Below are 13,814 nucleotides of genomic sequence, written 5' to 3'. Positions count from 1 at the left end.
TTTTTTATTTAGTGATAACATTACAGCGATTTTAAACCCTCCACTTAGTGGAGGGTCAAGTGCTATTTGTAAGAAAAAGAGCATAAAAGGTTTAAGAACGTTGAAATACGAGAATATTTCTTGCTTTATGGAGGGTAGCTTATGACTGAAAAAGTTCAACAAGAGACAGGAAAACGAGGTTTGCTGACGGTAGGGGAGATGGCCCGCCTTTTTCACATGAATATCCGTACCCTTCGATATTACGATCAGCTGGGTATCCTCAAGCCAGAATATGTTAACCCAGAGACGAAGTACCGGTACTATTCCACTAATCAATTTGAGCGGATGAACACGATTAAATATTTACGGGCACTAGACGTGCCGCTAGAGAAAATTGCCAGCTTTTTTAACGAAAAGGATGTAAATACTATGTTATCCATCTTTGCAGATCAGCGGGAACGGGTGCTGGAAAAGCAACGGCAGCTGATCCAGATTGAAAGAAAGCTGACAAATCGTATGGAGCAGATTCAGGCGGCCTTATCCGCTCCATACGGGCAAGTGACGGTAAAGCAGCTACCTCAGAGAGAGCTTGTTTTGCTGGAAAAAGATTTTACTTTAGCGGATGATTTGGAACTGCTTATCCGGGATTTGAGCAGGGATCACCGGCTGGATGAAGCGATATTTTTGGGCAAGGTGGGGGTATCCATCAGTCAACAAGATTTAGAGAAGAATCAGATCAAGCGATTTTCTTCTATTTTTCTAGTGCTGGAAGCGGAAGACAATTTTGCGGAGAGCGATGGAGCATTGCCAGCTGCCTCCTATGCGACGGTTCAGTATCAGGGCACTCACCAAGCAGCAGCACCCTATTATCGGTTGCTACTGGATTACTTGGCGGCAAGGGGACTTAAGATGACCGGCGATTCTGTAGAAATCACGATTATTGACTGGGGCATGACCAACGATTCCAATAAATTTGTGACGGAATTGCAAATTCCTTTCATCGCACCTAAAATGCTGAAATTCTAAATAACTCAAGATTTCTTTAAATTCTTATGTGAAATTCTCAAAAAACAAGTTTATTTTTGAGAATTTTTTTATTCTAAAAATTCTCTGGAAACCTTATTCTTTTTATCTAAAATTTTTGATTGTTTTTTTGAACATACTTTTTCTTTTTCAAATTTTGAAATATATTTTACTGAAAATTGAAAAAACATTTCAAAATGTTTTTTGTTTTAAACTTTAGCCAAAACACTGATTTTGTGAAAATTTTTAGAAATTACATAATATGGAATGTAAAAAATCATAAAACCGTTCAAATGTCGAAGGTTTAAGAGTTTTGTCAAATAAAAAAGAATTTGTATTTGTGTATTAATAACACAATACAATGATATAATATGGTAAAAAATGAAATAATATTGTATTAATAAACTAATACAATAAAGTTTTATTTAAGCGTTTAACAGAAGAATAGAGAAACGTCCATAAGCGGATAACTAAACAAAAAGGACAGGGCGTATGAGTGTTAGTATTCTTAATGAATTACAAGGAATCACAAGATTAACCATAAAAATACAAGTTAACACCAATATCGACAGAAGATATTTAAAATTTTTAGACAGGAAGCGATCATAATAGAGAAAAAATTTTTATAATAAAATAGAGCGTACCTGGCGGGGTAGGCTCTATTTTAGACGAATAATAATGATCAATTTATTTGTTTAACTGTATTTTGCCGATTTGAGCCATCATATTGATGAGAGTCAAAGCCGCTAGCCGGGCCGTGATACCGGAAGGATCGTACTGAGGAGCGACTTCCACCAAGTCAATGCCCACGATTTTACCCATTTTGCAAATCCCTTTGAAGATATCTAGTGCTTGATCGTAGAAGAGACCACCAGGATAAGGGGAAGCTACCCCCGGCGCGATGGACATGTCATAGCCGTCAATATCAAAGGTAATAAAGTAGTGGTCTGCCTTTGGAATTCGGGCTAAAACCCCTTCCACGCCGATTTCATGTGCCTCTCTGGCGGAAATCAGCTGGCTGCCATAATTTTTAGCGTCCATGTAATCGGATTTCTTTCCGCTGCCAATGCCTCGAAGACCAATCTGCGCCATTTGACCAATGTGGCTCATCTCCGATAGCCGACGCATCGGGCTGCCGTTACCGAAGGCCTGAGGACCCACGTGGTCTGTCCAGTCTAGGTGAGCGTCAAACTGGATGATACTTACCGTTTCACCAACACTCTCCAGAGCTCTGCCCACCGGAATTGTGATGGAATGATCCCCGCCCATGACAATGGGAATCGTGCCATTTTCGATGATCTTGCGAACGGCGTATTCAATGCTGTCAAAAGAGTAGTCTAAATCTCCCTGTAGAATATCTGCATCGCCGCAATCAACAATTTTTAAAGGTTCTGCCAGATACTGCTCATCGTCTTCAAAGTCATAGAAACCAGCGGGGCCTTTGGCGTATTGGGTAGAGGCTTCCCGAATTCGACGGGGTCCCAGTCGAGCTCCGCTGAGAAAGCCTACTCCCAGGTCATAAGGGACGCCCAAAACAGCCATATCTGCATCGCCAAGCTGATCTAAATTCATACAGATCGGCGACTTTAAAAAAGAACAAATGCCAGTAATCGCCTGATTAATTTTTACCATTTTCTTTCCTCCTCTATAAAAAGGTAATCTAATTGCGTTGAAAAGGTGTATAATAAAAACAAACTTGTTGTTCTGTTTGACCATCTTAACAGTATACACCTATAAAAGACGGTTGTACATATGAGAAACCGTTTGTTGCAGGAAAAATTCAGAAGGAGGGTGGCTATTATGCTGGAAAATAAAGAGGAGCAGATGTCGGAATCCTATTTGCTGGGAGCCTTGCTGGCGGCGGTAGGCGGGTATCTGGATGCATACACTTATGTGTGCCGGGGACAAGTGTTTGCCAATGCACAGACTGGCAATATGGTGCTGATGGGCATTCAGCTGGCCCAAGGCCATGTGAGGCAGGCCCTATATTATTTAGTCCCAATTTTGACGTTCTTTGTAGGGATCTGCTTTGTAGAGCTCCTGAGACATAGGTGTCCTGCCGGAGGTAGGCTGCATTGGCGGCAAGGGGCAATCGCTATTGAATTTGTAGCATTGGCGGCGGTAGCCTTTTTGCCTCAGGAGAGTTACAATCCGTTAGCTATCATCGTTGTGTCTTTCGTCTGTGCCGTGCAAGCGCAAAGCTTTCGTAAATTTAATGGCAACGCTTTTGCCTCTACGATGTGCACGGGAAATCTGCGCAGTGCTAGCGAACATTTTTATCGGTTTACCAGCTCCAGAAATCGGCAGGAGCTATATATTTGTCTGGAATATCTGCTGATTATTGGCTTTTTTATTTTAGGTGCTGGGGCCGGCTGTTTTCTGACCAGATTATATGACATTAAAGCGGTATGGTTGGTTTGTGTGGCATTAGCTTTGGCTTTTGTGCTGATGGTAAAAAGGCCAGCTCAGCAATAGGCTGGAGGAAGTCGGCGGGGTTTTGTCATTTTGTCTCAGAACTCCGTCCCGGTGCATGCCCAGCCTCTCATAGAGCTTAATGCGATGTATATGATTTTTATTTCAATAACGCCGTAGATTATTTTTTGCATAGGCGCTATTTTTTTCTGCTATTCACGAAGGCTCAAGATTCTGCTTGGGACTTTTGGTGGAGACAAACCTTCTCTAATTTTTTTCTCTTCCTTTAAAATCTATAAATATTACACCCATTAAATTGAAAAATAAGATACTTGTTTGAAAAAACAAAACATAATGATTTTTTTTGTTTATTTGTGTTGACATTCATGACGAATAACGGTATACTACAAAACAAGACTAATTCATACTATTCCGATATGAAAAGTATAAATAGAGAAGGTGAAGGTGCAAAGATGCTGGAAATTAAAAATATACAGAAGTCTTTTAAAGACCACATGGTTTTAGACGGGCTGGATATCAAAATTGAAAAAGGGGATGTGGTAGTCCTCATCGGGCCCAGTGGCTCTGGCAAGACTACACTTCTTCGCTGTATCAACTTGCTGGAGCGGGCGGACGGCGGCACCATCACCTTTAATGATATGACAGCGGACTTTAACCACATGGCGAAGAAAGAGACCGCAGCTCTGCGAAAAAAGACTGGCTTTGTATTCCAGAACTACAACTTGTTCAACAATAAGACTGCACTGGAAAATGTTGCTCTAGGTCTGATTCATGGCAGAAAGATGTCCGCAGCAGAAGCTCGAGAAATCGCTAAGAATGCCTTAGATAAAGTAGGACTTCAGGAAAAATACGATTTTTACCCTTCGCAGCTCTCCGGCGGACAGCAGCAACGGGTGGGCATAGCCCGGGCTTTTGCTTTAAATCCATACGTGATTCTCTTTGATGAGCCCACTTCAGCACTAGATCCAGAATTGATTTCGGAGGTGCTGTCCATTATGAAGCAGCTGGCTCAGGAGGGGACTACTATGTTGATTGTCACCCATGAAATGAGTTTTGCCCAGGAGGTAGCTAATCATGTCATCTTCATGGATCAAGGTAAGATTGTGGAGCAGGGTAAGCCAGAAGATATATTTTTGAGACCGAAAGAAGAGCGCACCCGGCAGTTCCTGCGAAGAATAAACAATTATAATGAATATTCCATATAAATAAACGTTGCAAAGGAGAGAGAATTATGAGATACGAATCCATCGCCATTCACGGCGGAAAAACAGAGGACAGCGGAAAGGGTGCTGTCAACTATCCGGTTTATTTATCTTCCACCTTTATTCAGCCCAGCCTGGAGGAATTTCAGGAATTTGCCTATACCAGAGGAGGAAATCCCACTAGAAGTCATGTGGAAAAGTTGGTAGCAGACTTAGAAGGAGCGAAGTACGGATTGGCACTGGCTTCTGGCATGGCGGCCACCAGTTTGGTTTTCGGGCTGCTGAAACAAGGAGACAAGGTACTGATTAACAACAACGTATATGGTGGGACCTGGCGGTATGTGTCCAATATCTTTAGCTTACACGGCATTGAATACGAAGTAATCGCCAACTTTAATGAATACGACTTTGAGCAGGCGGATTCCAATGTAAAGATGATCTTTTTGGAGACACCGTCGAATCCTTTGCTGGAAGTTACCGATATTCGCAAGATTAGCAAGGCAGCCAAGGCGCGAGATATTCTCACGGTAGTGGATAATACGTTCCTGACCTCTTATTTCCAAAAGCCACTGGACTTGGGAGCTGATATCGTGGTCTATTCTGCTACCAAATATTATGCGGGACATTCTGATATCTTGGCAGGTCTGGTGGTGCTTAACGATGATGAGTTATATAGGCAGTTAAAGTTCTTACAGAATACTTATGGCGGCATTCTCAGCCCAACGGATTCCTTTCTGCTGACCCGGGGGATTAAGACCTTGAGTCTGCGGTTAGATAAGCATCAGAAAAACGCGCTGACCGTAGCAAAGTTCCTTAAAGCCCATCCGGCGGTAAAGGACGTGTATTACCCAGGACTGGAATCTCATAAGAATTATGATTTACAGCGGGCTCAGGCCACCGGCGACGGCGGCGTTTTATCTCTGCGCTTGCAGGACGGCTGGGATACCAGCAAATTTGCTAAGGAGCTTAAAATCTTTGATTTGGCTGTCAGCTTGGGCGGAGTGGAGTCGTTGATTTGCCACCCGGCTACCATGACCCATGAATCCTATGCCAAAGAATTACAGGAGCAGATTGGCATTGATAGCAAACTCTTACGGCTAGCCATCGGCATCGAGCACGAAGATGACCTGTTGGAGGACCTGGCCAATGCCCTAGACAAAGCAAAACTGTAAACGCTTGTCCCAAGCAGCAGGCTAAAAATAAAGGCTGAAACAAGCGGACTAAATAGAAGGTAAAGTAGTGTAGTCAAAGAAGACGAATAAGTTGTAAAGAAAGAAGGAATTATTATGAAAAAGAGAACCATTGCAACAATTTTAACCGGAGTGCTCCTGACAGCGGTGCTGACCGGCTGCGGTGGGGCGACATCTGGCGAGGATGCTCAGGGAGCATCAGAGAAAGATTTGCTGGCCACTATCCAGGAAAACGGAACCCTTACCGTAGGAACAGAAGGCACCTATGCGCCGTACACCTATCACGATGACAGCGGCAAGTTAGTTGGTTATGACGTGGAAATTGCCGAAGCTGTGGCGGAAAAGCTAGGTGTTGAGGCGAAGTTTGTAGAGACCAAGTGGGACAGCATTATCGCCGGTCTGGATGCCAAGCGTTTTGACGTCATCGTCAACCAGGTGGGCATCAACGAAGAACGGCAGAAAAAATATGACTTTTCTACGCCGTACACCTATCCAACCGGAGCGCTGATTACGCTGAAATCCAATGAAGATATTAAGAGCTTTGAAGATTTGGCTGGAAAGAAATCGGCTCAATCCCTGACCAGCAACTGGGCTGCTTCGGCGGAAAGCTACGGTGCAGAGCTGGTAGGAACGGACGGATTTAACCAGTCCATCGATTTAGTGTTGGCAGGAAGAGCAGATGCTACAATCAACGATAACTTGACTTTCTATGATTTCATTAAACAGAAGCCAGATGCAGACGTAAAGATTGCCGCTTTATCTGATGAAACTAGCGAAAATGCCATTTTAATAAGAAAGGGAAACGATACGCTGGTGACAGCCATCGATGAGGCCCTGGCAGAGTTGGCGAAGGAAGGCAAAATAAAGGAAATATCAGAGAAGTATTTTGGCGTGGATGTGTCCGTAGCTCCATAGGCTAAGGTTCCAGTAGAGAAAGGAAGGTATACAACGTGGAGGCGCGAGTAATAGAAATCGTATTGAGCTCATTTTTTAAAATTTTGATACCGGGACTGGTGTATACCATTCCTCTGACCCTGATTTCCTTTGCTCTAGGGCTGATGTTGGCCTTACTGGCAGCCATTGTTCAGGTGGCTAATGTAAAGGTGCTTAAGCGAATCGCACAGTTCTATGTGTGGATTATTCGGGGAACGCCTCTGTTGGTACAAATTTTCATCATCTTCTATGGACTGCCTAGCGTTGGTATTGTGCTGAACCCATTCCCAGCAGCAATCATCGCATTTTCCTTGAACGTAGGGGCCTATGCGGCAGAAACCCTGCGAGCAGCAATCCTTTCCATCCCCAAGGGACAACTGGAGGCGGGTTATTGTGTGGGTCTGTCTTATACCCAGACCATGAGGCTCATTATTCTGCCTCAGGCCTTTAAAAATGCGTTTCCTCCGCTATTTAACTCCTTTATCGGATTGGTAAAGGATACCTCTTTGGCGGCCAGCATCACGGTGACGGAGATGTTCATGGCCACCCAGCAGATTGCGGCTAAGTTATATGAGCCATTGATCCTCTACTGTGAAGTAGCCGTAATCTACCTGATTTTCTGTACCGTATTGACACAGGTACAGCATTACGGGGAACGAAAAATGAGTCTGCCGTCCCATTAAAGGCAGCTAATATCCTCCTAAAGATAATTGGTTATAGAGAACACAGAAAAGGATTCTTCTGCATTTCTAAGGAAATAGGGAAGGGTCCTTTTCTGCTTATTGACTCCTCTTCCTGTATAAGTTATAATTGTGCCGTGACGGAGGGTACATCTGTATGTGCTGGACAAGTTATCAACAAATCGTTGATGAACTTGTCTTTTTTTTATTTAGGAGACTTTTATGATGAAAAATGATAACAGACAATCAACCATTTTATTGGTACCGCAAAACCGCTTAGGAACAAAAGGCTTAATCCTTTTTATCTCGTTGATGGGTATGTTTATTCCCTTATCAATCGACTTATACCTACCGGCTATGCCCACCATGGCTACATATTTTCAGACGACGGCTTCGCTGGTCAATTTAACTTTAATTGCGTTTTACTTCTTTTTTGCGGCAGGCATTTTAATCTTTGGGCCCCTCAGCGATAAGTATGGCCGTAAACCAATTCTAATTTTGTGCCTGATCCTGTATACCGCAGGAAGTCTGGCCTGCGCTCTGTCCCTATCAATCTATCAGCTGATCCTCTTTCGAATCGTTCAATCCCTGGGGGCCGGAGGGATTATGGCCATTTCGACGGCGTTGGTAAAGGATTGTTTTTCTGGAAAGCTGAAGAGTAAGGTTTTGGCCATTATCCAGGCCATGGGTGTGATTGCGCCGATGGTTGCCCCTCTGGTAGGTGCTGCCATTTTACGCATAGCGGAATGGCGTGAAACCTTTTTTCTTTTGGCCTTGATTGGAATATTGACTTTCATCGGGGCGCTTTTGTTTGAAGAAACCTTGCCGGAAACAGGTCGCTATGCAGGAGGCGTGGGGGGTTCTTTGGTGCGATTGCTGGCGGTAGGGAAGAATATCGGATTCAGCAGCTTTCTCTTTGTAGCGGCCATGCTGGCGGCCCCCTATATGGCATATGTAACGGTGTCTTCTTATGTCTACCAAAATTATTTTGTTTTGGATGCTCAGACCTATAGCTATTATTTTGCACTTAACTCAGCACTGGCTGTTTTGGGTCCGATTCTATATATTTGTTCGATAGGAAGGCTGTCGGCCAAGGCTTTCTCCTGGTGCTGTTTTGGCATTGCGCTGTTCAGCGGGCTTTGTGTTCTTACCGTAGGCAATCACTCTCCCCTGATTTTCTTATTGGCTTATATGCCTTTTACGCTGGTTGAAGGAGCTATCCGGCCCTTTAGCACTAATATCTTGTTAGACCAGCAAAGTGAGGATATTGGTTCGGCTTCTTCGCTGATTAATGCCGTGCATACCATTTTAGGCAGCATCGGTATGGCAGTAGGGTCTTTAGCCTGGAGCAACATGATACACGGCTTAGGTATCATCATGATCTTTGCTACAGCAATGGCTATTGTGGTTTGGATCATTCTGCTAGGCAGTAAAATCAAAATAGATGGGCTCCTTTAAAACGCCCTATTGAGCTGAAAGGCAGAAGGCATTATATAAAAACCAAAAAGACTGAGGGATTTTCCCTCAGTCTTTTTTCATCGTAAAGTATTTCACTTAATGAAAATATAAAACTTGCCATTTAGTGTATTGTATGGCATAAAACTTAGCGAGTCAAGGACTACGGGCACAAAATAAGGCGATTTCTTGAAATATCTTGATATATTTTTATTTACTTTTAAAATATAAGGTTGTGTTAGTCATCAAAATAACACAAACTCCGTCAAAAATTTAGTCATATAGTACTATCAAGAAAGGAAGGCAGCTAGACATGGCACGTAGAGGAGAGAATATTTATAAGAGGAAAGATGGGAGATGGGAAGCCCGTTATATCAAGTCGCGCACATTAGAGGGGAAGGCCGTATATGGGTACATTTATACACGCAGCTATCAATCAGCAAAAAGGGCGCAGGCAGAAGCAAGGAGTAACAGCTCTAACCATATAGACTCTAGCCAGTCCCTAGACCATGGCACGAGTCTTAAAAAATACTTAAATACTTGGAGTCTTTCCATTAAAATGAGTGTGAAAAAATCTACATTTTCTAATTATAAGGGGCTGATTCAGCGTCATATTATTCCATCTATTGGCGACGTATCTCTATATCAGGTAAATAATGAACTTGTTCAACAATATGTCAATGAGAAATTAGAAGGCGGAAGACTGGATGGGAACGGTGGCCTGTCTGTTAAAACGACTAGAGATATTGTTGCGCTTCTTAAACGCAGCCTGAAGCCAGTTGGTATAGAGATTAAGGTGCAGCTTCCTAAGTATACGCTGCCAAAGCTTCGAGTGCTAACACTGGACGAGCAAGCTGCCCTCATTAAAGCGGCGATGGCACAAGAAGATTGTGAAAAAGCAGGAATTTTACTCAGTTTATTTACCGGCATTCGATTGGGGGAATTGTGTTCACTGAAATGGCATGATATTTCTTTCGAAGAAGGGATCTTAAGAATCGATAAGACGATTCAACGAATCGTAAATTATGATGTAGAAGAGTCTAAAACAGCCATCGATATTGATGTTCCTAAAAGTGAACAATCCATGAGGAATATTCCATTACCCCAATTCTTAATCGATATGTTAAGACGCATTAGAAAAGATGCATCGGAGGGGGACTACATTTTATCTGGAAATCAGCATTTTGTTGAACCGCGTCTTTGTCAATATCGATTTAAAACACTAACCAAGAGTGCTGGTATAGAGCGGGTGAACTTTCATGTATTGCGCCATACCTTTGCCACAAGATGTGTTGAATTAGGTGTGGACGTGAAAACAATAAGTCAGCTTTTGGGACATTCGAATGTTAATATTACACTAAACCGATATGTACATCCTACATTTGAACACCAAAGAAAGTGTTTAGAAAAGTTATTTACACCCCTATAAGTTATTTAATCTCCGTCAAAATCCTCGTCAAAACAATCTTGAAGCTTTGATATTATCAAAAGAAGCATCTACTTTCATTAAGTGAAATACTTTATGAAAATAAAATTTATAATTCTCAGCAGAATCAATTACTCCTTATTATTCTTATTTACCTAAAAAAGTTGCGGTTTTAATCTGTGCAGCTCAGCAGGGCTGCGTAATATGGTGATAATTTATGTTGAAGTAAAGGAGGAGCCAGTTATGTTTAAAAAAGTAGCAAAAGAAAATATATATAGTGAGCATGGTGCGTTACTACTTTCAAAAGGTTCCATCATAACAGATGAGATTCAAAGAAAACTTTCCAGATTGAATACTTTTGAACTTCCAGAAAGAAGACCTTTAAAGGATATCTCTAAAAATGCCCCTAGTAACGAATCCCAACGTATTTTCGATAACGCTGCTAATCGCATGCAACAAAAATCACTGAATCTTGATCCGGAACGCTTTAATCGATCCAGTCTAATTTTAAAAAAGATTATATTTGATGCAAAGCTGAACCAATGGTGGATGTTGACGCAAGCTTTATTCAATTACCTGGATTGGTTGTACACACATTCCATTGATGTAGCGTTAATGTCTTTGCTGATAGCTAGTCAGAAAAGATATAGCGATAAGGAGCTAAAAGAAATTGCGTTAGGTGCCTTTCTCCATGATATTGGTATGCTACTTATTCCAAAAACTATTCTAACAAAAACAACCACCTTAGAGGATTCAGAAAAGCAATTGATAAAGCAGCATTGTGATTTGGGATACAGTGTAATTCAAGAATATAACCTTTCTAATATAAGTGTCAATATTATTCTGCAACACCATGAGCGATTAGATGGCACTGGTTTTCCTAGGGGGATTTCAGAAGCTTATATTTCTCCTGAAGCTCAAATTGTCGCTTTAGCAGATGTTATTGATGCGAATACGTCATATTATCCTCGCCATACGATAAAAGACATCAATACCGTTCTCCAGGAGTTAAATAAAAAAGGGCTGAGATTTGATGCCGAAAATATACATATTTTTAAAAGCCTGATGAATTCATAAAAGGGCATAAAAAACATACGGCCAATAGATTCGTCAGAATCTATTGGCCGTATCGTTTTTCAGTAGTCTACGAAGGTATCTACTCCTCCTCTGGAACTTCCCAGTTAAAGAAACGCCAATACGGATCGCTTACTCTTGTGTGGAAGTCGGAGATGTCTTTCTGAGACCAATCATAAAAGCCTTTGCCTGTTTTGAGGCCTAGGTCGCCACTGGCCACGCGAGTTGCCACGGATTCAGGAACCTCTTGCACGTTATTCAAGGTTGGGAAAATCGTTTTACATACATTGTAGTTTAAATCAAGACCGCCATTGTCAAAGTGCTCAAACATACCAATAGAGGTGTAACGAGGACAGAAGCTGTACATCAGGCAGGTATCCACGTCTGCGGGATCAGCAATACCGGAATCAACAATGTTAAGGGCTTCACGCCAGAGGGCAAATTGCAGGCGGTTGCCGATAAACCCAGGCGCACTCTTTTTAAGAGCCACCGGTTTGCGATCCAGGTCTTCCAGTACAGTCATGGCAAAGCTCAATACGTCTGGATTGGTAGCCGAACCGACAGCCAATTCAAAATAAGGCACCAGATGAGGGGGATTAAACGGATGGGTCACGATGACACGATCTTTGTAAACGGTCATCTCGGACGCTAGATCATCCACCACAAAAGCGGAAGATACCGAGCAAATAGCCCGTACCTTTGAACAGGTAGCTTCAATTTGAGTGTAAACCTCGTGCTTAACCTCCAACCGTTCCACCACGCATTCAAAAATCAGGTCGCAATCTGCCAGCTCGTTGTAGGCCAACGTGTAGGAAAGATTTTTAGCACAGTTGGCAGCTTGTGCATTGTTAATCAGTTTTTGTGCTACTAGGTCGGCATAAAAGCTGTCAAATTGTTTTTGGCTGGCAGCCCTTAAGTCCTCATTTACCGCCAGCATGACGGTGTCGATGCCATGTCCTGCGGTAAGCGCCGCCAGACTGGTGCCAATCATACCAGTACCAATAATACCAATTTTTTTTACATTTTCTCGATTCATAAAAGTTCCTCCTATCAGAAATATATCACGGTAATAAATAGTTCTGTCAGACTTTAGCCGGTTACATATAGCCCATGATGGCAAACGCAATCATCAGTAAGACGAGAGAGATCATGGACATGACGGATACGGTAATGAATATCATAAAATAAGACTTCCTGTGGGTGGAGTTGGCAGCGGTAATGGCCGTATTGACGACGCTGTTAGATGGCAGCGTAAAGACCATAGTGGAAAGTGCAATTCCTCGGGTCAAGGCCTCAACATTGGCACCCATAGGAACAAAATATTGATTGACAATTGGCAAGGCCATGCCCTCGCCGCCCGTTCCAGAACCGCAGATGCCGGCAAGAACTGCGGTGGTTATTACAGATATGATCACGGGATTACCGTGCATACTGGTAACCGCCTGAATCATATTTTGAAATGCAGGCGTGGCTTGCACGACGCCGCCGAAGCCAACGACAGAACAAGTAGCCATCAGGGCGGTGCAGCCCCCCATAAATCCGGCTTGCAAGTTACTCCACATGTTTGTCTTCCAAGGAAGGTACTTCGCATAAATAATCAAGGCACCAGCAATGCCGATGGTTAAACCGACGGCGACATTCATTTTTAGAAAGCCTAAAGCGACGATTAGAATAATCATGGGAATCAAGGCGATAAAGAAGCTCGGGCGGTGCTGTTGATCTGATTCAGCAGCTTCCTTCGGGGTGCCCAATTCTTCCCAGCCTTCCCAGCCTAGCCCCTTCTTTTGGGTTAAACGCACAAACCACGTGCAGAAAAGGATTTCCAGCACAATCTGAATGAAGCCGACGATAAACCCCGGGGCCGCTGCGGCAAAAGTGCTGGTACCAAACGCCTGTACGGGCAGCAGAAGCTGAAGGGACGGAGATCCGGGCATCCAGACACAAAAGGAGCCGGCAGCAGCGGTATAAATACCAGGAGCTAAGGTACGAGAGATGTTTGCTTTTTCAAAAAGGGCAAACATCAGAGGATAAAGTGTGAAGAGGCAGACAAATACAGAAATGCCTCCATATCCCATAATTCCACCAGTTATGATGATCGCGGGAATAATATACTTTTGTCCCAGCTTTCCTACCACAAAGTCAGCAATGGTGGTAGCTGAACCGGAAACTTCCACAATTTTGCCGAAGATAGCTCCCAGAACAAAGATAAAAAAATTGCTTTTAATGAAATTGGCGAAAGCGGTTATATAGGTATCGGTCATGCCGGTTAACACGTTCATCCCTGCGGTGACCAGTACAAATACGCTGGTAATGACCGCACAGTAAAAAATTGGAACCCCGCGAATGGCAAGGAATGTGATCAGAACCACGGCAAGGATAAGAAATAATGTTTCCATAGTATAACTTCCTTTCTAATAAA

General features: G+C 42.9%; 12 protein-coding genes. 9 read left to right on the top strand and 3 right to left on the bottom strand.

The features are described 5' to 3' along the window. The first annotated feature begins 141 nt into the window (after positions 1 to 141). On the top strand, positions 142 to 1,005 hold the full coding sequence (locus Ami103574_RS00470) for a MerR family transcriptional regulator (protein ID WP_163064794.1): 864 nt from the start codon (positions 142 to 144) through the stop codon (positions 1,003 to 1,005). Between the two features lie 684 nt (positions 1,006 to 1,689). On the opposite strand, the gene speB is transcribed toward Ami103574_RS00470, so the two are convergent. Continuing rightward, positions 1,690 to 2,634: an agmatinase gene (speB, locus tag Ami103574_RS00465; protein ID WP_163064793.1), complete on the bottom strand. Its 945-nt coding sequence runs from the start codon at positions 2,632 to 2,634 to the stop codon at positions 1,690 to 1,692. A 168-nt stretch (positions 2,635 to 2,802) separates the two neighbouring features. Here speB and Ami103574_RS00460 point away from each other — a divergent pair, with 168 nt between their 5' ends. From Ami103574_RS00460 to Ami103574_RS00425, 8 genes are all read left to right on the top strand, one after another. Continuing rightward, a complete protein-coding gene (locus tag Ami103574_RS00460; RefSeq protein ID WP_246213171.1) occupies positions 2,803 to 3,477 on the top strand; it encodes a YoaK family protein in 675 nt (224 codons plus the stop codon). A 410-nt stretch (positions 3,478 to 3,887) separates the two neighbouring features. Further along, complete coding sequence (locus Ami103574_RS00455; RefSeq protein WP_163064792.1) at positions 3,888 to 4,640, top strand: amino acid ABC transporter ATP-binding protein; 753 nt, start codon at positions 3,888 to 3,890, stop codon at positions 4,638 to 4,640. 26 nt (positions 4,641 to 4,666) lie between these two features. Further along, the gene (locus Ami103574_RS00450; protein WP_163064791.1) at positions 4,667 to 5,809 is read left to right on the top strand and encodes a trans-sulfuration enzyme family protein; all 1,143 of its coding nucleotides are present in this window, start codon (positions 4,667 to 4,669) and stop codon (positions 5,807 to 5,809) included. A gap of 114 nt (positions 5,810 to 5,923) precedes the next feature. Continuing rightward, positions 5,924 to 6,742, top strand: a complete 819-nt coding sequence (locus Ami103574_RS00445) for an amino acid ABC transporter substrate-binding protein (RefSeq protein ID WP_163064790.1) — start codon at positions 5,924 to 5,926, stop codon at positions 6,740 to 6,742. A 35-nt stretch (positions 6,743 to 6,777) separates the two neighbouring features. Next, on the top strand, positions 6,778 to 7,443 hold the full coding sequence (locus tag Ami103574_RS00440; RefSeq protein ID WP_163064789.1) for an amino acid ABC transporter permease: 666 nt from the start codon (positions 6,778 to 6,780) through the stop codon (positions 7,441 to 7,443). Between the two features lie 219 nt (positions 7,444 to 7,662). Next, positions 7,663 to 8,898 (top strand): Bcr/CflA family efflux MFS transporter, encoded by a 1,236-nt coding sequence (locus Ami103574_RS00435; protein WP_246213170.1) that lies wholly within the window; start codon positions 7,663 to 7,665, stop codon positions 8,896 to 8,898. A 310-nt stretch (positions 8,899 to 9,208) separates the two neighbouring features. Next, positions 9,209 to 10,324: a tyrosine-type recombinase/integrase gene (locus Ami103574_RS00430; protein WP_163064788.1), complete on the top strand. Its 1,116-nt coding sequence runs from the start codon at positions 9,209 to 9,211 to the stop codon at positions 10,322 to 10,324. Between the two features lie 240 nt (positions 10,325 to 10,564). Continuing rightward, the gene (locus Ami103574_RS00425) at positions 10,565 to 11,398 is read left to right on the top strand and encodes an HD-GYP domain-containing protein (RefSeq protein WP_163064787.1); all 834 of its coding nucleotides are present in this window, start codon (positions 10,565 to 10,567) and stop codon (positions 11,396 to 11,398) included. 79 nt (positions 11,399 to 11,477) lie between these two features. On the opposite strand, the gene Ami103574_RS00420 is transcribed toward Ami103574_RS00425, so the two are convergent. Further along, positions 11,478 to 12,431, bottom strand: coding sequence for a 3-hydroxyacyl-CoA dehydrogenase family protein (locus Ami103574_RS00420; RefSeq protein WP_163064786.1), 954 nt, complete (start codon positions 12,429 to 12,431; stop codon positions 11,478 to 11,480). A gap of 61 nt (positions 12,432 to 12,492) precedes the next feature. After that, positions 12,493 to 13,791 carry a GntP family permease gene (locus tag Ami103574_RS00415; protein ID WP_163064785.1) on the bottom strand — a complete coding sequence of 433 codons (1,299 nt, stop codon included), beginning with the start codon at positions 13,789 to 13,791 and terminating at the stop codon, positions 12,493 to 12,495. Positions 13,792 to 13,814 lie beyond the last annotated feature (23 nt).

It is taken from the genome of Aminipila butyrica (genome assembly GCF_010669305.1).
Lineage (GTDB): Bacteria > Bacillota > Clostridia > Peptostreptococcales > Anaerovoracaceae > Aminipila > Aminipila butyrica.
The sequence above is the reverse complement of the archived record's forward strand: the minus strand, read 5'-3'. Positions and strand labels throughout refer to the sequence as shown.

Excerpts from the sequence above, each read along its gene's own strand:
- Ami103574_RS00470 (WP_163064794.1), top strand. The coding sequence starts at position 142 with ATGACTGAAAAAGTTCAACAAGAGACAGGAAAACGAGGTTTGCTGACG.
- speB (WP_163064793.1), bottom strand. The coding sequence starts at position 2,634 with ATGGTAAAAATTAATCAGGCGATTACTGGCATTTGTTCTTTTTTAAAG.
- Ami103574_RS00460 (WP_246213171.1), top strand. The coding sequence starts at position 2,803 with ATGCTGGAAAATAAAGAGGAGCAGATGTCGGAATCCTATTTGCTGGGA.
- Ami103574_RS00455 (WP_163064792.1), top strand. The coding sequence starts at position 3,888 with ATGCTGGAAATTAAAAATATACAGAAGTCTTTTAAAGACCACATGGTT.
- Ami103574_RS00450 (WP_163064791.1), top strand. The coding sequence starts at position 4,667 with ATGAGATACGAATCCATCGCCATTCACGGCGGAAAAACAGAGGACAGC.
- Ami103574_RS00445 (WP_163064790.1), top strand. The coding sequence starts at position 5,924 with ATGAAAAAGAGAACCATTGCAACAATTTTAACCGGAGTGCTCCTGACA.
- Ami103574_RS00435 (WP_246213170.1), top strand. The coding sequence starts at position 7,663 with ATGATGAAAAATGATAACAGACAATCAACCATTTTATTGGTACCGCAA.
- Ami103574_RS00430 (WP_163064788.1), top strand. The coding sequence starts at position 9,209 with ATGGCACGTAGAGGAGAGAATATTTATAAGAGGAAAGATGGGAGATGG.
- Ami103574_RS00425 (WP_163064787.1), top strand. The coding sequence starts at position 10,565 with ATGTTTAAAAAAGTAGCAAAAGAAAATATATATAGTGAGCATGGTGCG.
- Ami103574_RS00420 (WP_163064786.1), bottom strand. The coding sequence starts at position 12,431 with ATGAATCGAGAAAATGTAAAAAAAATTGGTATTATTGGTACTGGTATG.
- Ami103574_RS00415 (WP_163064785.1), bottom strand. The coding sequence starts at position 13,791 with ATGGAAACATTATTTCTTATCCTTGCCGTGGTTCTGATCACATTCCTT.